Annotated in this window: 22 protein-coding genes and 1 pseudogene; 10 read left to right on the forward strand and 13 right to left on the reverse strand. The window is 58.0% G+C overall.

Features of this window, described 5'->3' with window-relative positions; translation table 11 throughout:
* The first annotated feature begins 202 nt into the window (after positions 1-202).
* The 4 genes from QB905_RS05210 to QB905_RS05225 all read left to right on the forward strand — a co-directional run bounded on the left by QB905_RS05210 (position 203) and on the right by QB905_RS05225 (position 4989).
* Positions 203-1708: an undecaprenyl-phosphate glucose phosphotransferase gene (locus tag QB905_RS05210; protein WP_282973488.1), complete on the forward strand. Its 1506-nt coding sequence runs from the start codon at positions 203-205 to the stop codon at positions 1706-1708.
* A gap of 109 nt (positions 1709-1817) precedes the next feature.
* Entirely contained in the window at positions 1818-3293 is a 1476-nt protein-coding gene (locus QB905_RS05215) for a lipopolysaccharide biosynthesis protein (protein WP_282973489.1), read from the forward strand.
* Positions 3290-4207, forward strand: a complete 918-nt coding sequence (locus QB905_RS05220) for a glycosyltransferase family 2 protein (RefSeq protein ID WP_282973490.1) — start codon at positions 3290-3292, stop codon at positions 4205-4207. Before QB905_RS05215 ends, QB905_RS05220 begins: the two co-directional genes overlap by 4 nt.
* On the forward strand, positions 4207-4989 hold the full coding sequence (locus tag QB905_RS05225) for a polysaccharide deacetylase family protein (protein WP_282973491.1): 783 nt from the start codon (positions 4207-4209) through the stop codon (positions 4987-4989). Before QB905_RS05220 ends, QB905_RS05225 begins: the two co-directional genes overlap by 1 nt.
* Before the next feature lie 78 nt (positions 4990-5067).
* Here the strand turns inward: QB905_RS05225 and QB905_RS05230 are convergent, their stop codons facing one another.
* On the reverse strand, positions 5068-6267 hold the full coding sequence (locus tag QB905_RS05230) for an IS256 family transposase (RefSeq protein WP_282973106.1): 1200 nt from the start codon (positions 6265-6267) through the stop codon (positions 5068-5070).
* Between the two features lie 970 nt (positions 6268-7237).
* Here QB905_RS05230 and QB905_RS05235 point away from each other — a divergent pair.
* From QB905_RS05235 to tnpA (QB905_RS15265), 4 genes are all read left to right on the forward strand, one after another.
* Complete coding sequence (locus tag QB905_RS05235) at positions 7238-8437, forward strand: IS256 family transposase (RefSeq protein ID WP_282973492.1); 1200 nt, start codon at positions 7238-7240, stop codon at positions 8435-8437.
* 30 nt (positions 8438-8467) lie between these two features.
* Complete coding sequence (locus QB905_RS05240) at positions 8468-8671, forward strand: DUF736 domain-containing protein (RefSeq protein WP_282973493.1); 204 nt, start codon at positions 8468-8470, stop codon at positions 8669-8671.
* Positions 8672-8894: 223 nt separating this feature from the next.
* Positions 8895-10121 (forward strand): ATP-binding protein, encoded by a 1227-nt coding sequence (locus QB905_RS05245; RefSeq protein ID WP_282973494.1) that lies wholly within the window; start codon positions 8895-8897, stop codon positions 10119-10121.
* 313 nt (positions 10122-10434) lie between these two features.
* Positions 10435-10827, forward strand: a complete 393-nt coding sequence (gene tnpA, locus QB905_RS15265) for an IS66-like element accessory protein TnpA (protein ID WP_461781760.1) — start codon at positions 10435-10437, stop codon at positions 10825-10827.
* Between the two features lie 51 nt (positions 10828-10878).
* Here tnpA (QB905_RS15265) and QB905_RS05250 read toward each other — a convergent pair.
* The 3 genes from QB905_RS05250 to tnpA (QB905_RS15275) all read right to left on the reverse strand — a co-directional run bounded on the left by QB905_RS05250 (position 10879) and on the right by tnpA (QB905_RS15275) (position 12641).
* Positions 10879-12059, reverse strand: a protein-coding gene (locus tag QB905_RS05250) for an IS3 family transposase (protein ID WP_282973104.1) whose coding sequence is annotated in 2 segments (ribosomal slippage) — positions 10879-11765 and positions 11765-12059 — 1182 coding nt in all. Because the reading frame shifts where the segments join, the coding sequence is not laid out codon by codon here.
* The gene (gene tnpB, locus QB905_RS15270; RefSeq protein WP_461781765.1) at positions 11989-12252 is read right to left on the reverse strand and encodes an IS66 family insertion sequence element accessory protein TnpB; all 264 of its coding nucleotides are present in this window, start codon (positions 12250-12252) and stop codon (positions 11989-11991) included. The genes QB905_RS05250 and tnpB overlap by 71 nt, the downstream gene beginning before the upstream one ends.
* On the reverse strand, positions 12249-12641 hold the full coding sequence (gene tnpA / locus QB905_RS15275) for an IS66-like element accessory protein TnpA (protein ID WP_461781760.1): 393 nt from the start codon (positions 12639-12641) through the stop codon (positions 12249-12251). Before tnpA (QB905_RS15275) ends, tnpB begins: the two co-directional genes overlap by 4 nt.
* A 264-nt stretch (positions 12642-12905) precedes the next feature.
* Here tnpA (QB905_RS15275) and QB905_RS05255 point away from each other — a divergent pair, with 264 nt between their 5' ends.
* On the forward strand, positions 12906-13025 hold the full coding sequence (locus tag QB905_RS05255) for a hypothetical protein (protein ID WP_282973495.1): 120 nt from the start codon (positions 12906-12908) through the stop codon (positions 13023-13025).
* Between the two features lie 13 nt (positions 13026-13038).
* Here QB905_RS05255 and QB905_RS05260 read toward each other — a convergent pair whose 3' ends face one another.
* The 9 genes and pseudogenes from QB905_RS05260 to QB905_RS05305 all read right to left on the reverse strand — a co-directional run bounded on the left by QB905_RS05260 (position 13039) and on the right by QB905_RS05305 (position 19725).
* A complete protein-coding gene (locus tag QB905_RS05260) occupies positions 13039-13353 on the reverse strand; it encodes a type II toxin-antitoxin system RelE/ParE family toxin (RefSeq protein WP_282973496.1) in 315 nt (104 codons plus the stop codon).
* Positions 13353-13601, reverse strand: coding sequence for a type II toxin-antitoxin system ParD family antitoxin (locus QB905_RS05265; RefSeq protein WP_282973497.1), 249 nt, complete (start codon positions 13599-13601; stop codon positions 13353-13355). Before QB905_RS05265 ends, QB905_RS05260 begins: the two co-directional genes overlap by 1 nt.
* 42 nt (positions 13602-13643) lie before the next feature.
* The gene (locus tag QB905_RS05270) at positions 13644-13769 is read right to left on the reverse strand and encodes an XRE family transcriptional regulator (protein ID WP_461781766.1); all 126 of its coding nucleotides are present in this window, start codon (positions 13767-13769) and stop codon (positions 13644-13646) included.
* Between the two features lie 93 nt (positions 13770-13862).
* Complete coding sequence (locus QB905_RS05275; RefSeq protein ID WP_282973498.1) at positions 13863-14171, reverse strand: helix-turn-helix domain-containing protein; 309 nt, start codon at positions 14169-14171, stop codon at positions 13863-13865.
* Positions 14172-14471: 300 nt separating this feature from the next.
* Positions 14472-15046: pseudogene (locus tag QB905_RS05285) on the reverse strand (IS6 family transposase); the annotation flags it as partial.
* 277 nt (positions 15047-15323) lie between these two features.
* Positions 15324-17603, reverse strand: coding sequence for a nitric-oxide reductase large subunit (locus QB905_RS05290; protein ID WP_282973500.1), 2280 nt, complete (start codon positions 17601-17603; stop codon positions 15324-15326).
* A 268-nt stretch (positions 17604-17871) separates the two neighbouring features.
* A complete protein-coding gene (locus QB905_RS05295; RefSeq protein ID WP_282973501.1) occupies positions 17872-18069 on the reverse strand; it encodes a hypothetical protein in 198 nt (65 codons plus the stop codon).
* A 69-nt stretch (positions 18070-18138) separates the two neighbouring features.
* Complete coding sequence (locus tag QB905_RS05300) at positions 18139-18834, reverse strand: alternative oxidase (protein ID WP_282973502.1); 696 nt, start codon at positions 18832-18834, stop codon at positions 18139-18141.
* A gap of 114 nt (positions 18835-18948) precedes the next feature.
* Complete coding sequence (locus QB905_RS05305; RefSeq protein ID WP_282973503.1) at positions 18949-19725, reverse strand: cyclic nucleotide-binding domain-containing protein; 777 nt, start codon at positions 19723-19725, stop codon at positions 18949-18951.
* A gap of 145 nt (positions 19726-19870) precedes the next feature.
* Here QB905_RS05305 and QB905_RS05310 point away from each other — a divergent pair, with 145 nt between their 5' ends.
* Positions 19871-20824 carry a Tn3 family transposase gene (locus QB905_RS05310; protein ID WP_282975580.1) on the forward strand — a complete coding sequence of 318 codons (954 nt, stop codon included), beginning with the start codon at positions 19871-19873 and terminating at the stop codon, positions 20822-20824.
* Positions 20825-21015: the final 191 nt, after the last annotated feature.

The raw sequence follows: 21015 nt of genomic DNA on the forward strand, positions 1-21015 counted from the left end.
AGCTCATCCCTTCGCCGACGCCAAACCCCACAATGTAGGGGGGGGGGGAAGTCGCGGATCCGACACTTGATCATTCACAACCTATGCGCGATAAAATTATCACTCTCCCGCAACAAATTCATAAAAATTCACTCGCGTTAACCTGAGCCTAAGCCATATGCCGTAAGGTTCCGGGCAGGACAGAAGCCCTCCCCCTCAGGTCATGAACGTCGCCTTTAACGCCCCCGTCAACGCCGCCACGGCCCTCAGCAGCGATCCCGAAGATCGCCGCGGGCCGTTCCGGCCGGAAAAGCTCGTCTCGGCGCGGTTGCGGCGGTCGGGCGGCATGTCGGTGCGGCTTTTCCGCAGCCTCGACCTGATCGCCCTGCTTATTCTGACCCTCATCGCCGCCATGCCCGCCACCCACGGCCACTGGCTGCGCGCGCCTCTGGGTGATGTTTTGCCGTTCATCGCCGCCGCCGCCGCCCTGGCCACCGGCCTGAACATGTTCGGTCTCTATCGCTTCGGCCGCAACGAAAACCCCATTCACCATCTGGCGAAACTGGCCTTCGCTCTGGCTATCGCCCTGATCGCCGGTCTGCTTTTCGCCCTGTTGCCGACCGGGCGCGCCGCTTTGATGAACGGACTGACCAACTGGGCCGCCATGACTGCCGCCGGGTTCGCCGCCCTGCATCTTTTGTGGTGGAGCGCAGTCAGGCGCTGGCGCAAACAGGGCCGGCTGACGCCCAATATCGTCATTGTCGGCGCCACGCGCCATGCCCGCAAGCTGATCGAAGCCGCCACCCTACAGCGCGACGTCAATATTCTCGGCATTTTCGACGACCGCATGGCGCGCAATCCGCACAGCGTGGCCGGTGTGCCGGTGCTGGGCGATGTGCAGTCCCTGCTCGGCCACAAGATCACGCCCTTCGTCGATCAAATCGTGGTGGCCATCGACACCTCGGCCAAGGCGCGCCTGAAGGACATTGTTGAAAAACTGCGCAGCCTGCCCAATCAGGTGGCCCTGCTGGTCGATGTCGATAATGATTATGAACGCAATGCCGCCCTGTCGCGTCTGTCCGATCTGCCGCTGGCGCGCATTTCCGGCATTTCCGAAGACGAACGCAAGGAGATGATCAAACGCGCCGAAGATCTGGTCGTCGGCACCCTGGCCCTGCTCATTTTCGCGCCCGTCATGCTGGCCGTGGCCATCGCCATCAAGCTCGACAGCCCCGGCCCGGTCTTCTTCCGCCAGCGCCGCCACGGCTTCAACAACGAAGCCATCCGCGTCTGGAAATTCCGCTCGATGCACACCCACCTGACCGACCATACCGCCCAGCAGCAGGTGATGAAAGGCGATCCGCGCGTCACCCGTATCGGGCGCTTCATCCGCAAGACCTCGCTCGACGAACTGCCGCAGCTTTTCAATGTGCTGGCGGGCGAAATGTCGCTGGTGGGGCCGCGCCCTCACGCTATCGGCATGAAGACCGGCCCCGATGAAAGCGCGCGCCTCGTGGCCGAATATGCCTGGCGGCACCGCATGAAACCCGGCATGACCGGTTGGGCGCAGATCAATGGCTCGCGCGGCGCGATGGACCTGCCCGAAGACGTGCGCCGCCGCATCGCCTTCGATGTCGATTATATCGAACGCCATTCCTTGTGGCTCGATCTGTGGATCATGGCCATGACCATCCCCTGCCTGCTCGGCGACGCGAAGACGGTGCGCTGATGCTGGCCGCATCAACGCATTCAGGCGTTCAGACGCCACGCAGGCTCGCCTCGCATAAGCTCGGGCGGGCATTCGCCCTTGCCTCGGCCTGCGGCCTCGGAGGGGTGTGATGTTCTCGCGTGGTCTATGGGGCTATCTGCCCGCCAACATCCTGCAAGGCCTGATCGGTTTCGCCACGCTGATGGTGTTCACGCGCGTGCTGACGCCCGAAGCCTACGGCATCTATGCCCTGACCTTCGGCGTGTCCAGTCTGGCCCAGACTGCCTTCTTCACCTGGATCGAAGCCTCGATGGCGCGTTTCTATCCCGCCCATGCCCGCGATGATACCGAAGCCCCGGTGCTTTATGGCACCCTGTACCGCCTGTTCATCGGCGTGGCGCTGCTGTTCGGGGCGGTCTGCATTACCGGCCTTGTGTTATGGCCCGCCCACACGCCGTCTGCCCACGCGCTGAAAACGGCCATAGCGCTGGGCCTCGGCAGCGTGGTCGCGCGCTCACTGGCCAAGCTGGTGCAGGAACAGCGCAAATCCGAAGGCCGCGTGGCGATGGCCGCCATGATCGATATGAGCCAGACGGTCGGCGCATTCGTGATCGGCGTCGGCTGCGCGCTGGCGGGCGTGGGCGGCGCATCGCCCGTGCTGGGTGGGGGCCTGATCGCGCTGTTTTTACTGCCCTTTATCGTGCGCGAAGACTGGGGCCGCGCCATTCGTGGCCGTTTTGAGCGCGCTCAGGCCGTGCAATTCGCCTATTACGGCTTCCCCGTTTCGGCCAGCCTCATCCTGACTCTGGCGCTCTATACTGCCGACCGTTTCCTGATCGCCCATTTCCTCAATGATGCCGAGGCCGGGGCCTATCATGCCGGTTTTTCGCTGGCCTCGCGCATCCTGGATGTGTTGTTCATCTGGTTTGGCGCGGCAGGCGCACCGGCCATGGTTCATGCCTTGGAAAACGGCGGCGAAGCGGCATTGAAGGCCACGGCCCGCCACCAGTTGCGCACCATAGCCTTTGTGCTGTTTCCGGCTGTGGGCGGACTGGTGATGGTGGCCCCTTCGCTGGGCGGCCTGCTGATCGGCGAAGGCCTGCGCGATCAGGCGCTTGGCGTCACGCCGCTGATTGCGCTGGGCGCGCTGTTTTCCGGCCTCAACACCTATTATTTCCTGCAAGCCTTCACACTTGCCCGCAAAACCCGCCTACTGGTGGCGGCCATGAGCGTGCCCGCCATCTCCAATATCGGCCTCAACCTCGCTCTCATCCCGGTCATGGGGCTGCAAGGCGCGGCGCTGGCCTCGGCCATCTCTTTCGGGCTCGGCCTCGCCGCCTCATGGGGCCTTGGCCTCAACACCCTGCGCCTGCCGGTGCCGCTGACAGACCTCGCCAAGACGGCGGCTTGCGTCCTCGTCATGATGGCGGTGCTGGCCGTCATGCCGCGCTGGGGCGGCATCGCCGAACTGGCCGCCAAGAGCCTGACCGGCATGGCCATCTATGGTGCATTAGCGTGGCTGCTCGATCTCAACGACATGCGCGCGCCTACGCTTGCCATCATCAACCGCCTGCGCGCCAAGGTCTTCGCCAGGGCAACATCATGACAAAACCCTTTCGCAACGCCGCCTATGCCTCGGTGACGCCGCGCCTGTCGGTGCTGGTGCCGTTTTACAATGAATCCCCGCTCGATCTGTTGCGTGCCCTGCACACCCGCCAGCCGCAGGCCATCGAGATCATCCTGATCGATGACGGCTCCAACCGCCCTGACATCACCGCCGCCATCGCGGATTTTCTGAGCCACAGTCCGCTGGCTGGCGAACTGATCACATTGCCGCAAAACGAAGGCCGGGCGCGCGGCCGCAACCGCCTGACCAGCGCGGCGCGAGGCGATTTCTTCCTGTTTCTCGACGCCGACATGCTGCCCGACAGCCCCGATTTCCTCGATCGCTGGCTGGGCGAAACCCAGCGCCTGCCCGCCGCCGTTTTCGGTGGTTTTTCGCTGCATCAGTCGCCGAAAGACCCCGCCTTCGCCCTGCATTACGCGATGGCCGGCCACAGCGATTGCCTCGATGCCGAGGCGCGCTCACAAAACCCGGAAAAATACGTCTTTACCTCTAATCTTTTGGTGCGCCGCGATGTGTTTGAGGCCGAGGGTTTCGACGCCGCCTTTACCGGCTGGGGCTGGGAGGATACCGAATGGGGTATCCGCGTCGCGGGCCGTTATGGCGTTGGTCATATCGACAATACCGCCACCCATATGGGGCTCGACCGCCCCGAAACCCTGACGCGCAAATATGAGCAATCGGTCGGCAATTTCGCCCGTGTCGTGGCCCGCCACCGCGAGGTGATTGCCAGCTATCCCAGCTATCGCGTGGCCCGCCTCTTGCAGCGCGCGCCTTTGCGCAGGCTGTGGCGTCCCATGCTGAAAGCCGTGGCTTTAAGCAGCCTGATGCCGCTGAACCTGCGCGCCTTTACCTTACGGCTCTACCGCGCCGCCCTCTATGCCGATGTGGTCTGATGAACGCTGAAACCCCTTACGCCGCCGACCGTTCGCTATATGGCAAGCTGCGCCGCCGCTATGCCCGCCTCGTCCATACGCGCCCGGCCAGCCTCGATCTGCGCCGCCCGATGATCACCTTCAGCTTCGATGACGCCCCGGCTTCGTCTGCGGATCATGGCGCGCGCATCCTCGAAAACTATGGCGCGCGCGGCACATATTTCATCTCGTCCGGCCTGATGGGTACGCAAAGCCATCTCGGCACCTTTGCCGGGGCCGAGGCCCTACAGCGCCTGTCGCAGGCAGGCCACGAAATCGCCTGCCACACCTATAACCATTTCGATTGCGGACGCGGCAAGACGAACGAGATCGCCGCCGAGCTTGAGCGTAACCGTGAGGCCTTCCGCGCCATGCGCTTGCCTGACGCGCAAACCTTCGCCTATCCCTATGGCGACGTGTCGCCCCAGGCCAAGGCTGTGCTGGGATCGCGCTTCGCCGCCGCCCGCGCCCTGCATCATGGCGTCATCACCTCCGGCAGCGACCTAAATCAGGCCCCGGCGGTCGGTATCGAAGGGTCGTGCGGCGAACTGACGGCGCAAGGCTGGATGAAGACGGCGCATGAGGCGCGCGGCTGGCTGGTGCTCTACACCCATGATGTGCGCGACCAGCCCTCTGACTGGGGCTGCACGCCACAGGTGCTGGAACGGCTGGTGGCTAAGGCGCGCGATATGCGTTTTGAGATCGTCACCTTCGCTGAGGGCGTGCGACGGGCTGCGGGCCATGCGGCGGCTGAGGCGGCTTGAAGAAGAGCGATCGTGCCCCAGGGCGTGGTGTAATTGAGCGCTTGGCATCAATGACTTCCGGACAGGTCCGGGTTTCGCTCAGTTTGCCACGGCTGGCATGCTGAGAAGTGGATCATCGCTGAGTTGTGCGATGGTTTCAAGGGTAATGTAGCGTCCGCGCTGAACCGCCCATTCGTCATTTTGTTCGAGCAGGATGGCGCCGACCAGTCTGGTGATGGCATCGTCGTTTGGGAAGATGCCCACGACATCGCAGCGACGCTTGATTTCGCCATTGAGCCGTTCAATGGGGTTGGTTGAGTGCAGCTTGATGCGGTGTTCCTTCGGGAAGGTCATATAGGCCAGGACATCGTGCTCAGCCTCGTCCATGATCGTGGCCAGCTTTGGCATTTTGGGCCTGAGCTGGTCGGCGACGTTTCGCCATTGGGTACTCGCCGTTTCCGCCGTCTCCTGGGCGAAGGCCGTGCCGATGAAGGCAGAGACGACGCGTCGCCCGCTCTTGCCGGCATGGGCGCAGACATTGCGCATGAAGTGAACACGGCAGCGCTGCCAGGTGGCGTTGAGAACCTTGGAGACGGCACCCTTGATCCCGATGTGGGCATCAGAGACCACAAGTTTGACACCACGCAGGCCCCGGCGTGTCAGGTTGCGCAGGAACTCTGCCCAGATCGGTTCGGCTTCCGAGGTGCCGACCTCCATGCCCAGCACTTCACGCCTGCCGTCGCTGTTGACGCCAACGCAGATGATGACGGCGACCGAGACGATACGGCCGCCCCGGCGCACCTTCAGATACGTAGCGTCAATCCAGATGTATGGCCATTCCCCTTCAATGGGGCGGTTCAGGAAAGCCTTCACACGGTCATCGATCTCTTCGCACAGCCGACTGACCTGACTCTTGGAGATGCCGCTCATCCCCATCGCCTTGACCAGATCATCGACAGAGCGCGTCGAGATACCCTGAACGTAAGCCTCCTGGATCACAGCCGTCAGTGCCTTCTCGGCCATGCGCCTGGGCTCCAGGAAACCCGGGAAGTAACTGCCTTTACGAAGCTTCGGGATCCGAAGCTCGACCGTGCCTGCGCGTGTTTCCCAGTCTCGGTCACGATAGCCGTTGCGCTGGACCAGCCGGTCGCCGGTTTTCTCATGGTAGCCGGCACCGGTCATGCCGCTCACTTCCAATGCCATCAAGCGTTCAGCCGTGAAGCTGATCATGTCGCGCAACAAATCGCTGTCTGAGGTCTTTTCAACAAGCCCTTTCAGGGCCATCATATCGTCGGTCATCGATGTTCTTTCGTTCTGGAATGAGTGTCGCAACCCAAACCTATCCGAAAATCACTGATGACCAACCCGCTACGCTAAGGCTCGCTTTGCCCTTTTGAATGGGCGGCGAGCCATGCGCTACGCTCTTACCCAGTTACACCACTCGCTGGGACACGACCGCTCTTCAAGCCGTCACACGCCCTTGGCGAAGCTGTCGGCGGCTTATGGACGTCTGAAGGCGGTGGTTTAGCCACGGAAACGAAACCGGATTCGGCGGGCGTAGCGCCTGATGCCAGCCTATCTAAGGTTTCAACCACGGAAAACACGGATCATGGCCTTCGGCCATGACACGGATAAGAAGAAAGGCCCGCGTCTGCCGTTGCCGTTCCAATTTTACACTGTTCATCCGTGACGTCGCGAAGCGGCGATCCGTGTTTTCCGTGGTTTAAATCTTATTTTTTGCTCCGGGCGCTTACGGATAGGGCGCTGCGCGCCGGGCTCTTCAAGCCGTCACACGCCCTTGGCGAAGCTGTCGGCGGCTTATGGACGTCTGAAGGCGGTGGTTTAGCCACGGAAACGAAACCGGATTCGGCGGGCGTAGCGCCTGATGCCAGCCTATCTAAGGTTTCAACCACGGAAAACACGGATCATGCCTTTGGCCATGACACGGATAAGAAGAACGGCCCGCGTCTGCCGTTGCCGTTCCAATTTTACACTGTTCATCCGTGACGTCGCGAAGCGGCGATCCGTGTTTTCCGTGGTTTAAATCTTATTTTTTGCTCCGGGCGCTTATGAATAGGGCGCTGCGCGCGCCGAGCTCTTCAGGTTCTTCAGGTCGTGTCCCAGCGAGTGGTGTAACTGGGTAAGAGCGTAGCGCATGGCTCGCTGCCCATTCAAAAGGGCAAAGCGAGCCTTAGCGTAGCGGGTTGGTCATCAGTGATTTTCGGATAGGTTTGGGTTGCGACACTCATTCCAGAACGAAAGAACACCGATGACCGACGATATGATGGCCCTGAAAGGGCTTGTTGAAAAGACCTCAGACAGCGATTTGTTGCGCGACATGATCAGCTTCACGGCTGAACGCTTGATGGCATTGGAAGTGAGCGGCATGACCGGTGCCGGCTACCATGAGAAAACCGGCGACCGGCTGGTCCAGCGCAACGGCTATCGTGACCGAGACTGGGAAACACGCGCAGGCACGGTCGAGCTTCGGATCCCGAAGCTTCGTAAAGGCAGTTACTTCCCGGGTTTCCTGGAGCCCAGGCGCATGGCCGAGAAGGCACTGACGGCTGTGATCCAGGAGGCTTACGTTCAGGGTATCTCGACGCGCTCTGTCGATGATCTGGTCAAGGCGATGGGGATGAGCGGCATCTCCAAGAGTCAGGTCAGTCGGCTGTGCGAAGAGATCGATGACCGTGTGAAGGCTTTCCTGAACCGCCCCATTGAAGGGGAATGGCCATACATCTGGATTGACGCTACGTATCTGAAGGTGCGCCGGGGCGGCCGTATCGTCTCGGTCGCCGTCATCATCTGCGTTGGCGTCAACAGCGACGGCAGGCGTGAAGTGCTGGGCATGGAGGTCGGCACCTCGGAAGCCGAACCGATCTGGGCAGAGTTCCTGCGCAACCTGACACGCCGGGGCCTGCGTGGTGTCAAACTTGTGGTCTCTGATGCCCACATCGGGATCAAGGGTGCCGTCTCCAAGGTTCTCAACGCCACCTGGCAGCGCTGCCGTGTTCACTTCATGCGCAATGTCTGCGCCCATGCCGGCAAGAGCGGGCGACGCGTCGTCTCTGCCTTCATCGGCACGGCCTTCGCCCAGGAGACGGCGGAAACGGCGAGTACCCAATGGCGAAACGTCGCCGACCAGCTCAGGCCCAAAATGCCAAAGCTGGCCACGATCATGGACGAGACTGAGCACGATGTCCTGGCCTATATGACCTTCCCGAAGGAACACCGCATCAAGCTGCACTCAACCAACCCCATTGAACGGCTCAATGGCGAAATCAAGCGTCGCTGCGATGTCGTGGGCATCTTCCCAAACGACGATGCCATCACCAGACTGGTCGGCGCCATCCTGCTCGAACAAAATGACGAATGGGCGGTTCAGCGCGGACGCTACATTACCCTTGAAACCATCGCACAACTCAGCGATGATCCACTTCTCAGCATGCCAGCCGTGGCAAACTGAGCGAAACCCGGACCTGTCCGGAAGTCATTGATGCCAAGCGCTCAATACACCACGCCCTGGGGCACGATCGAAATCGGTGCTGGGTGGATCAAGACAGCACGCGAAAGCAACCGCGACTATGTGTCGCTGAAGCTCGATGATCCCTCCCTGCCGGCCCCGATCTTCGGCAGCCTGGTTCAAGCGGAAGACTCCGAAACCTACCACCTGATCTGGTCGCGCCGCCCAGGCGAGTAGGTATCTCGGCTCATCCCCGCTCGAAAGAGCGGGGATTTTGCATGGCCCGTCATCCGGAGAGGCTTAAATTCGGGAGTCCAGCCGAGATAAAAAGCTCTATGCAAAACCAACTAAGGTGCCGTCCGATGTTCTTATTGCCGTAGCTCAATTTTATAGCGACGACTGTCGCCAAGAGGCAGGTTTTCGGCTAATATGGAATTAAATTCCATATTGGACGAGATTTATGCGCCACAGACACCGCACGCTCAGCAAAACCCTGGAGACCGTCTCCAGTGTCTTCCCCGTCGTCCTCATCACTGGGCCCCGGCAGGTTGGCAAGACGACTTTGCTTCAGGACTGTGCCGAAGCGACCCGTGGTTACGTCAGCCTGGATGACCTCGATCAACGCGCCTTAGCAAAAACCGATCCGGCCCTGTTCCTGCAATTACATAAGGCACCTCTGATTATAGACGAGGTGCAATATGCACCGCAGTTGTTCAGCGTCATCAAAGGCCTTGTCGACAAGGATCAAACCAGCGGCCAGTACTGGCTCACGGGCTCGCAAAAATTCCATCTGATGCACGGCATTTCCGAAACTCTGGCCGGTCGGATTGCCATTCTCGATCTGATCGGCCTGTCCCAGACCGAACGCGATGATCGCGCCGTCGCGCAAAGCCCTTTCCTCCCGACGCTGGATTGGATTGAAAAAGCCCGACCACAGCCGTCAAGCTCGGCGGTCCTCGATGTCTACCACACGATCTGGACAGGAAGCTTCCCGGCTATCGCGCTTAACCCGGATATGCCGCGAGATATTTTCTATAGTTCCTACATCCAAACCTATATCCAGCGGGATGTCAGAGATCTGACGCGCGTGGGGGACGAAGTCGCCTTCGCACGCTTCCTCCGCGCCGCGGCAGCCCGCACCGGCCAACTCATCAACTACGCCGACATGGCACGCGATGTCGATGTCGACCAGAAAACGATCAAGGCCTGGCTTTCGATCCTCGAGACGTCGGGGCTTGTCTTTATGCTTCAGCCTTACCACAACAATATCACCAATCGCCTGGTCAAGACGCCGAAGCTCTATTTCCTGGATACCGGACTGTGCGCCTATCTAACTCAGTGGTCGACGCCGGAAGCTCTCGAAGCTGGTGCGATGTCGGGTGCCATCCTTGAAACCTATATGCTGGCCGAGATTCTCAAATCCTATTGGAACCGAGGGAAGGTCGGCAATTTCTATTTTTATCGTGACCGTGATCAGAGGGAGGTTGATCTGCTGATCAGTCAGGATGGGAAGCTTTACCCCATCGAATTCAAGAAGACGATGACGCCCAGTCTGGGTGCCACAAAGAACTTCGCGGCCTTGGAAGCCCTGAAACAGCCGATCGGTGATGGGTGCGTTATCTGCCTAAAGGAAATTGATATCCCCCTGTCAAAGGCGGTTTGGGCAATTCCGGTGGGATACCTGTAATATCGCCATAACTTCTGGCAGATCGCCGTCAGTACGAATGTGCGCGAATGCGGGCCGTTTGGTTCTTTTCATATAAAGGAACAGCGGACCCTTAGCTCACTAGCCGCGACGGTCGCGCAACTCCAGGCGGCGGGACGCAATATGGCAAGAGTGAGAGTCTGCGTTTGGGTGCCGTGACGGGTGGAAGACCAGAGGAAAGGCCTCCGGCGCTCGTCTCGGAGATCGTTCGTAAGCGGTGTTCTGCCCCCACGTTCCCTTTTCGGCATTGATCTGCGCATGGCTTGTTCAGAGTTGAACGAGAGGGACTTTCTCCATGGAGACTACACCGGAGATTCTCACTGGAAGGGCGGTCCGCAGTGGGACCCGGCGTTCGCGCCGATGGCCGGATGAGGTCAAGGCGCGGCTTGTTGCAGAGACCTTGCGGCCTGGGGTAAGCGTCAATGAAGTGGCGCGCCGTGCCGGGGTAAAGGCGAACCACCTGTCTTCATGGCGCACCTTGGCGCGGAGGGGCAAGTTGATCTTGCCGGCGCCTGAGGACGACGTTGAATTTAGCGCTCTGGTGGTCAGCGAACCGGCCCCGGTCGCGGCTACGCATCCGGCTATCAGGCCTGAGATCGTGGTCGGGAATGTGACGATCCGTCTTGAAGACGACGCTTCAGCAGATCGTATTGCGGCAGTTGCGTGTGCCATGATGGCGTCGGTATGATCTTCCCGTCAAACTGGACTTGCCCGGAAAAAGTGGAGAGCGAACCGGGTTTTAGGCAGCCAGCTTGAGAGCGGTGCTCTCGAACTGGATGGGGCTCATATAGCCTAAGGCGGAATGCCTTCGGCGTGGGTTGTAGAAGCCGTCGATATATTGGGATATCTCGGCTTCTGCCTGCTGGCGGGATCTGTAGGCCGTCCGCCATATCAGCTCGGATTTGATGGTCTTGAACACCGTCTCGACCATCGCATTGTCATAACAGTTGCCCTTGCCCGACATGGACAGGATAAAGCCTCGGCCCGTCAAGAGCTTTTGGTAGGCCTCGGAACAATATTGGCTGCCGCGGTCGGAGTGGTGAATAACGCCACGCGGCGGTCTGCGTATGGCGATGGCGCGTTGCAGGGCATTGAGGGCAAGATCCTTCTTCAACCGGTCGCTGACCGACCAGCCGATAATCCGGCGGGAATAAAGATCGAGCACGATCGCCAGGTAAAGCCAACCCTCCGCCGTCCAGATATAGCTGATATCGACACCCCATTTCTGGTCAGGCGCTGACGCCTCAAAGTCCTGATCCAGAATATTGGGCGCCACAGGCCCGCCATGATGGCTGTCGGTCGTTTTCTTATAACGCCTTGTCTGCAAGGCCTTCAAACCGTTGTCGCGCATCAGACGGGCAACGCGATGGCGCCCGACCTCGACGCCGTCTTCCTGCAATTCGACCGTCATACGCGGGCTGCCATAGGTTTCATGCGACGTGGCGAACTGCGACCGGATATGCGCCAGAAGCACCAGGTCATCCTTCTGACGACGGCTGGGCGCACGGCCCTTCCAGGCGTAAAAGCCGCTCATGCTGACGCCGAACAGGGCGCAACTGCGGCGGACAGGAACGGTGGCCTTCTCCGCATCGATGACCCGAAATATCATTTCGTGGTCTCCCGCGCGAAGAAGGCGGCTGCTTTTTTTAGAAGGTCGCGCTCCTGGCGCAAAATCTCATTCTCTTTGCGAAGCCGCGCCAGCTCCTTGCTGACGTCTGAGTGCGGCCCCGACAAAAGATCGGCCTCCCGATGTTGCGTCAGCCAGCGCGTCAGCGTCGATTTTCCAATACCCAGATCTTCTGCAATTGCGGCAACAGATCGGCCACTCGTCTCAACAAGACGCACAGCCTCAGCACGGAACTCCGGCGTCACACCAGCATGGCGACCACGCCCGCCTAATGTCTTCTTCTCGTCCTTCATGGATCAAACTCCTAGCAAATTTTAGAAGTTCGCTCTCCACTTTTTTCGGGCAAGTCCAGACGAAGACCGTGCCGGTGAAGGGGTCTTTGTGCAATTGGTTCTTCACCAGTGCGGCAAGACCATCATGCCCTTTACGGAAGTCGATTGGCTTGGTCGCCACCATGATCCGTACCCGGTTTGACGGGAAGATCATACCGACGCCATCATGGCACACGCAACTGCCGCAATACGATCTGCTGAAGCGTCGTCTTCAAGACGGATCGTCACATTCCCGACCACGATCTCAGGCCTGATAGCCGGATGCGTAGCCGCGACCGGGGCCGGTTCGCTGACCACCAGAGCGCTAAATTCAACGTCGTCCTCAGGCGCCGGCAAGATCAACTTGCCCCTCCGCGCCAAGGTGCGCCATGAAGACAGGTGGTTCGCCTTTACCCCGGCACGGCGCGCCACTTCATTGACGCTTACCCCAGGCCGCAAGGTCTCTGCAACAAGCCGCGCCTTGACCTCATCCGGCCATCGGCGCGAACGCCGGGTCCCACTGCGGACCGCCCTTCCAGTGAGAATCTCCGGTGTAGTCTCCATGGAGAAAGTCCCTCTCGTTCAACTCTGAACAAGCCATGCGCAGATCAATGCCGAAAAGGGAACGTGGGGGCAGAACACCGCTTACCAATGACCCATAGGATTATACCTTAAAGGTGGGTCACTTCTCGATGAGAACCCTGGGTCAGTTTTAGGCGATAATCAACACACGGTTGTTTTCCAGACCATGAGCCGTAACCTCGATTCCGAGGACAGTGGCATGTCCTATAGCGAGCAACACACCGGCCGCTGCTGACGCCCGATGAAGTGCGACGCCTGCCGCCGGACGCGGAAATCCTGTTCCTGGCGGGGCAAGCGCCGCATGTCGCGCATAAGCTACGCTACTATGATGATCCCGAATTTAGGGGAAGGTTCGATACTGCATGAAGGACGGCGCAGTTTAAGCCCTGGGCGGCTGACGCTCGAACAACGCACCAAGATCGCGGGCCGAATGGAGGACGCGGATTACATTTATAGGCTTTGTCGCCGGATCGTAAACAATCAGGTAGGAGAACACACCCCAGAATTTTACTGGCTCGTCGGTGAGGTCTTCGCGGCCGTGGCCTGCGCCTGGCGTATCCGCAATGAAGTGAAAGCCATCCGTGACAGCGGACAGCACATAATGGGCGGCGCGCTTTCCATCCTGCTCGATCAGGTATGCTTTGATCTCGGCCAGGTCTTCATAAGCTTCATCTGTGAGGCGGTAGCGTCTCACTATGCTTCGTCGCCAAGGTCGCTCATCAGCTCCGCCATAGCGGCCTCGCCATCACGGAGCCGACCGGCTCGCGCCGAGGCCATGCCCGCCGCGATCTTGGCGCGGATTTCGGCCTTCGCCTGGTCGCGTTCTTCCATAATGCGGAGCGCATCACGCACAACTTCAGTCGCATCGGTGTAACGCCCGCTGCTGAGTTGCCCTTGTACGAATTCCTCGGAGTGCCCGCCAAGCTGAAAATTGATCGTCATAACTACCTCTGCCGATATTATGGCCTATTTTTACGCTTTGCGCTATGGGGCGCGGGAAATCCGCATTTCGACGTGTTGGCCGGTCTTGGCGATCATGGTGACAAGCATGTCCAGGCCGAACAGACCGATTTTTCCGCGCAGCAGGTCGGAATTGCGGGGTTGGGTCACTCCTAACACATTCGGCACCCGCATCGTCACCCATTTCCCGCAAGGCTTCCTGAATGGGTCTTAATTTATGTGCTTGGCCCATTGTCGTTCCGGTTACAAAATCGAATTGAACCCGACACGCCGAATGACATTCAGCAAAGCCAGCGCCGGGCCTTTCGGCTGCTTGGCCCCTCGCTCCAGATCAGAAACGTAGCCCTTCGACACATTCAGGTATTTCGCAAATGCGGCCTGGCTCAAGTGCGCCGTTTCCCGCACCTCGCGGATTTCATCGCTGGATATTGGTGCCACTGTAGGCAGCGCCTTCTTATCCAAATGGCGACTTGTGATCTTCTGGTATTTTTCGACACCCATAAGACCAGCACTGTGCAAATCGGCAGCCGCTTCAAGAATCGCCTCGCGCATTCTGCTCTTTCCGTTCATCGCTTCACCTCCACTATTTTGCCCGTTTCAAGGATCGCCTCGATAGTCTCGTCCGAGGCATTCAGCCAACTCGCACCGATGTCTTGCCGGCGCTGTTGCAAAATTTAAAAATGGGAATAGTCTGTTTAAGCTACGCGGTCTTCAGACATTGTAAATCCCGAAATTGCGCTCGATCAGACGCACTTCGCCTATGATGCCGTCCTGATATTGCCAGATCTTGGCCTGGCCCTTTTTCAAAGCGTGCATCACCTCAAAGCCTTTGAGAGTCGCATAGGCCGTCTTCATAGATTTGAAGCCTAAAGTTGGCTTGATTAAACGCTTGAGTTTGCCGTGGTCCGCCTCGACGACATTGTTCAGATATTTGACCTGTCGATGTTCCATATCCTCAAGACATTTTCCTTCTTTTTTAAGCTCAGATATGGCAACCCCGTAGGCAGCAGCCTTGTCAGTGTTGATCTTCAAAGGCTTTTCCCAATCTTTCAGACCGTGTAAAGCCTTGCCGAGAAAGCGTTTGGCGGCTTTCGCGTTGCGCGTCGAGGACAGGTAAAAGTCAATCGTTCACCTGTTTTATCAACCGCTCGGTACAGATAAACCCACTTGCCACTGACCTTCACATATGTCTCGTCGACCCGCCACGAGCGCCCGATTGAAGGCGCCCTCCAGTACCAACGCAGTCGCTTTTCGATCTCTGGCGCATACTTCTGTACCCAGCGGAAAATCGTCGAGTGATCAACATCCACGCCACGCTCGGCCAGCATGGTTTCAAGGTCGCGGTAGCTGATACCGTATTTGCAATACCAGCGCACTGCCCAAAGAATGATCTCGCCCTTATGGTGGCGCCCCTTGAAGTCATTCATCCGCTCAACCCGCAGTCAAAATCCCGAAGTTGGGTACGCAGGCGAAAATTTGCAACAGCGCCATATATTGCCGCGGGAGAGCGTAAGGCTTGAGCCTGGGGCGCCCGCAAGTGCAGTCGACGAAACACTCTTTCTAAAGTTTTAGATGTAACCCAGACAGTACAGTTCATGACTGACCTAACGAATCCAAAACCCCAAATGAGCGCCCATCTTTTCCTCAAATGCCACGGCGTATTGACCATCCCTCGGAATTCAAGAATGGGCCAAAGAGTGCTGATTACCTGAGGTTGGTATAAACAGAAGCCGAACGGGGCCTACCCCAAAGCGACAAATAGCCCCACACTACTGAGATCACGAGCGGCACGGCACCGGCAAAGATAAACACCACATCACCCGGCATCCGCATCCATTCCAGCGTGCGCGCCAGAGGTGCACCCGTATAGGCCAGACTGCGGCCGTGCCAGTAGCCGTGTTCGACCACGTCCCAGACCTGTAATATGCCGCCCGGGAACAGGCTGAACACAACCATCATGGCCAGCCCGACATTCAGGCCCCAGAAGGCCACCCTCACCAGCTTTTCGAGTTTCGGCCACAGGCGGTCAGAGACCGTCTCACGCAGAACGAACAGCATCAGCCCTACGCCCAACATCCCGAAGACACCCATCATGGCGGCGTGGCCGTGATTGGGTGTGAGGATTGTGCCGACCTCGTAATAGCTGACAATGGGCGTATTGATCAGGAAACCGAAAACGCCCGCGCCTAGGAAGTTCCAGAAACCGACCGACATCAAAAAGTAGAATGTCCAGCGGTGACGTTTTACGATGCTGTCCTCGCCGTGGGTGATTTTGACGAAATCCCACGCATCAAGAGTGATCAGGGTGAGCGGGACAACTTCGAGCGCCGAAAACACCCCCGATATGGCCAGGTTAAGCTCGGTTTGGCCGGTCCAGTACCAGTGGTGGCCGGTGCCGATCAGGCCGCCGCCGAAATAAAGGATGGCGTCGAGATAGATGGTGCGCAACGCTGATATGCGTCTTACCAGCCCCATTTCGTAAAAGATGATGGCCACGATCACTGTCACGAAAAACTCAAAGAAGCCCTCAACCCACAGATGGATGATCCAAAACCGCCACGCATCGACAATCGTGTAATTGGTGCGTGCGCCGAAAAAGAGCGCCGGCACATAGAAAAGCGGAATGGCAAAGGCGGCGATGAGGAAGAAGGTGGCAAAGCCGCGTTTTACCGGGTCATGCCACGCTGGCGCCACAGCCCGCCAGATCAGGTAGAACCAGAATAGCAGAGCAGCGGCCAGCAAATATTGCCAAAAACGGCCGATCTCAAGATATTCCCAGCCCTGATCGCCAAGCCAGAACCATGTTTTCGGCAGCCAGCCCAAAAGACTGGCCCATTCGCCGAGCAGACTGCCGACGGCGACAAAGGCAATGCCGACAAACAATATATTGATGCCCAGAGTCTGCCGCTTCGGACTGAAACCGCCCAGCAGTTCGGCCACAAAGAGCGCGCCTGCAACATAGGAGGTGGCGATCCAGAAGATGGCCGTTTGCAAATGCCATGCGCGCAACAGATTGCTGGGGAAGATCGTGGTCAGGTCAAAACCGTAAAACGAACCCGGTTCGGCGCGATAATGGGCCACCCCTGCCCCAACAAGGCTTTGCATGAGGAACAGCAAGGCCGCCACGACCATGAATTTCAAGGTTGCACTTTGCGACACGCTTAAGATCCAGCGTTCGCGTGTTGATGGCGTACCGTGCCAACCCAGATAGTCAAACTTGCCAAAGACGAGCAGAACGATGGCAATGCCGCCAAGCAGCGCAATGAAACTGACGGCGCTCCACAACAAAGCGGCACCCGATGGACGGTTACCGGCCAGAGCGTCATAGGGGAAGTTGTTGGTATAGGAATGATGGGTGCCGGGGCGCTCTGCCACCGAACTCCATGCCGCCCATGTGAAAAACGCTGTTAGATCATGCAGTTCCTTTGGGTCGCTAACCGCCCTGACCTGCAAACCGCCATCATCTGAAGGGTTTTCGAAATAGCGTTGCCAGACACCGATTTCATTGTGGAAGGTTTGCGCGCCAGCAGGCAGAAGCGTGAGCGTCTTGGTCGCGGCATCATAATGATTGGCTTTCAGCAGCGCGCCAACCTCACCATCGACGGCGCCCTTTTCGCCAGCATTCAGATCGGCATAGTCTTTTGAAAACCGCGTCTGGGCCGTGCGTTGCGCCAGATCAACCGCCCAGTCATGCAGAACGGTCGCGCTAAAGTCGGGGCCAAGATAGCCGCCATGCCCCCAGATTGTACCATTATCCATCAAGTCGTGCTTGAGGAATACCTCCTGACCATCGCGGACATTATCGCCGGTAAAGATGAGCAGACCCGACGGATCAACCACACGCTCAGCAATAGGTGGCGCGTTTTGGTAAGCCTTGACCGTCAGCAGGATCAGAACCGCAAAACCCAGAGCAAATGTAAAAGCGACGGCACGCCCCCACCATGGAGATAATTGCTCAATCTCGGGGGTTTTTGGCTCAGCCATGGCTATCTCTTTCAAAAAAGGTTTGAGATTTCAAACCGCCAAGCCTGTGCTGAACGTTGCAGACGCGATCTTGACGCTGTAGGTTTTAGGTAATCTTGAGACATATGGCGCAAAACCATATTGCGTCTTTGCGCGTAATAACGGCGTCTCGGTATTGTTCACAATTTTAATAAATTATCGGCATGTCTTGTTGAAATCTGCACTGGGACGCTGAAAAACAGTTTGCAACACATGCTCTCTGGAGAGGTGTGTTGTTTGCGCCAAGGCTTCAAACAGGCGGGCGCAAACGCGGCAGACAATGTCCCTGCTGATTTCGAGATAAAAGCAGATCGTACGCGAACTTGGTCAAGCGCGCAGAAGAAAACCACTCGCCACCATTTATGCGCCACAGCCCTTCGCCATCAGGCTCCAGAGAAAAGCCTGCGTCCTGAACTATTTTAATGGCCTTGCTGATGGAAGAGATCATATGCGTGATCCTGCACAAGCCTGAAACATAAGCCTTACGGGCCGCAATATTGCGGCCCATAAGGCTTGATCAAGCGGCAACCTTCCCAGTCGCTTGCGTATGACCGATCGGATAGGTGGTCAGTGCCCCCGGATCGACAGGCTTGCCGTGAAGCATGTTCGAAAAACCATGATTGACATCGCGGTGATGCGCTTCGTCCGCCCGCACTACGATAACGACATCGCGCAAGGTGGCGGTTTCCGGCAAATTCCAGTAGCGTTTGGCAATCTCTGGGGCCGGCACGTTTTTGCTGCGCCCTTCATCGATCTCTTTAAGATAATGAGTATAGCTGATAACGGCCTCTTCCTCAAAATACCCAACGACCCTGTGTGCGGTTCGGGCGGAGGTAAGGTAGAGGGCAAAGAAAGCCAGATAAAAGACCCACTGAACGCCGATAATAACGAACCGCTCAAACAGGGTGGGCTTCGCCACGTCCACAAAGGTCATAAGGTGCATGCGCTCGTTTTCGGCTTCCTCCATCAAGGTGCGAATCCAACCATTGTCATCCTGCATCCGGCGCAGGCATTTCAGATGGTTGATGGTGGCTCCGACCATGCCGGGAACCGCCGCCACGGTTTCGAGTACGATGGCCCTGTGACCGTAGCGCTTGGCAAAAAATGTGTCCGCACAGAAGCGCAGCACTTTGGTAAAACCGTGGGCGAAATGGTCGGAAAAGCCTTTGGGCTGGTGATGGACGCTCAGATCGATAAAAGGTTCTGTAAACATGTGCTGTGCCTTAGTTGAGGTTGACTATGTTTACCCTGAGCAGACCCGCTTCGCCTTAAGACCGGATAACTGGCATATTGAGGCAGTTGGACCGATGACTTGATCTTTGGTAAGTCAGTCGATCTCGCGGCTGCAACTCCGCTCGCTTTCCGGCCACATCTCTTTGACCGCCTTGCCATGCACCGCGTCTTTCGGCGGCATGTGATTATCGATAAGCGGGTCAGGCCGCGCCAGTCTGCGCAGGCCGACAGCATTGCCAAGCGTTACTGACGCGCCATGAACCTCCACATTGTACTTTGCCAAACCTGCAAAGGCGCGCGACAAGCTTTCCGGCGTCAGGCCGAGAAGAGATGCCAGAATTCTTTTTTCATGCGGCAGTTCGATGGTGTCCTTACTGCCTTGCCGCACCTGTTGCGTAAGCAAGTAGTTGGCCAGCCGTTCCGTGCCCGAACGTAATTTTTGCCCCTTGATAGTGCGAACAAGGCCACGATAGCAACCAGACAGCTCTTGCGCGACGGCGAAGGCAAAGCTCGCATCCTCCTGCATCGTTTTTCTGAGGCCGTCTGCCGGGATCATGATAATCTCGGAGCGATCCAGAGTTTTGGCCGACATCAAGGCTGGAGCCTCAAGGACGACAGCGGCCAGTATGAAGGTCGAGATTGGCCGCAGCACCGCCATTGTGCTTTCTTTATCGTGCCATTGCGCCTGAAGCTCCACACTGCCATCGAGCAAAATATAGAGAAAATCGACATTGTCCGCCTCAAAGAGCAAGGTGGTGCCAGCCGGATATTTTTGCAGCAATGACCCGTGTGTTGCACGCGCAAAACTTTCCGGTGTCATATCGGCGAAAAGCTGAAGTCTGCAAATGCGGTTGAGGTCGCTTTCTCTCATAACAGGCTCCAAGATCGGCAAAACAAAAACGGTGCCCTTGTGTAGCCGTTTTCAACAGTTTCCGGCAAATTTTTCATTCCACGACTGAGATAGCTAAAACGCCTCGAGCAATTGCGCTGGCACCTTAAGGCCACTTGAGGGCATAATTCCGCCAAGCCTTACTTTTCCGGCTGTTGAATGGTCCTTTGTTGTTCGCCGACAGCTCTGGAACGCCCGCACCGAACCGCGGCGCAAGAGCTTCGCCGTCGGCACCTACGCGCACATCATGGACCAGTGGGGCATCGTATATAACCAGCCGATCATCCTGAACCGGCGCCAGGCTGGCGCTGCAATCGAGGGTGCGCTGCGTCAACGCATTATCGATATCGACCGCGTGGCTGTCGATGCGCACGGCTTTACCCACTTCGGCATGGCCTTCGCCAAGATACTCGGTTTCGACCTGTGCCCCCGCCTAGCCGATCTGAAGGATCGGAAACTCTATGTCTCACGACGCTTCAACGTGCCGGGCACGTTGTCCGCAATCGCCAGTCCGACGGTCCGCATGGCGGATGTCCATGAAGGATGGGATGATCTCCTACGGCTGGCCGCTTCAGTCAAGTCCGGACGGTGTTCCGCCACCTTCGCGCTGGATCGCTTCGGCTCGGCCGCGCGCGGCGAAAGACTGTTCAAGGCGGGGGACGCATTTGGCAAAATGCTGCGTACCCTCTATCTGTGCGACTACCTAGGAAACGAGACGTTTCGGACAATGATCCTGAAATTGCTGAACCAGGGCGAATCCGTTCACTTCATGGAACGGGCGATCCACAATGGCGATGTCGGTCCGAAGCGCGGTCGCACCGAAGATCAACTCGCCGCCATCTCGGGTGCCCTGTCATTGGTTGCCAACATACTCATGGCCTGGAATACGGCCCATATTGAAAATGTCCGCGCCGAGGCACCCGAAATCCTGACCGACGACGTCGTCAGCAAGGTTGCGCCCGTGGCGCATGGTCATTTCAACCTGCGGGGCATGTTCAAGTTCGAGCTCGGGAACTATCGCTCTACCCTACTGGAACCGAGCGGGAACATCGCGCAACGCAGAGCAAAACCTGGTTCGTAAATGATTTTAATAGGTTACGCGAAGAACGCTACAATATCTCTAATTGTTTCAATGGCTTGCTTAGCGGGACTTTTTGCACGAATCAGCCGAGAACCCCGCGTAGGAATACATGAACTACCTCTGGGTGGTCCAAGTTTTCGTCCGCATCCCGAAGGGGTCCTTTATCAACGCCGGTTGACAACCGACGGTAA

Source organism: Asticcacaulis sp. EMRT-3 (assembly GCF_030027245.1).
In the GTDB taxonomy this organism is placed as follows: Bacteria; Pseudomonadota; Alphaproteobacteria; order Caulobacterales; family Caulobacteraceae; genus Asticcacaulis.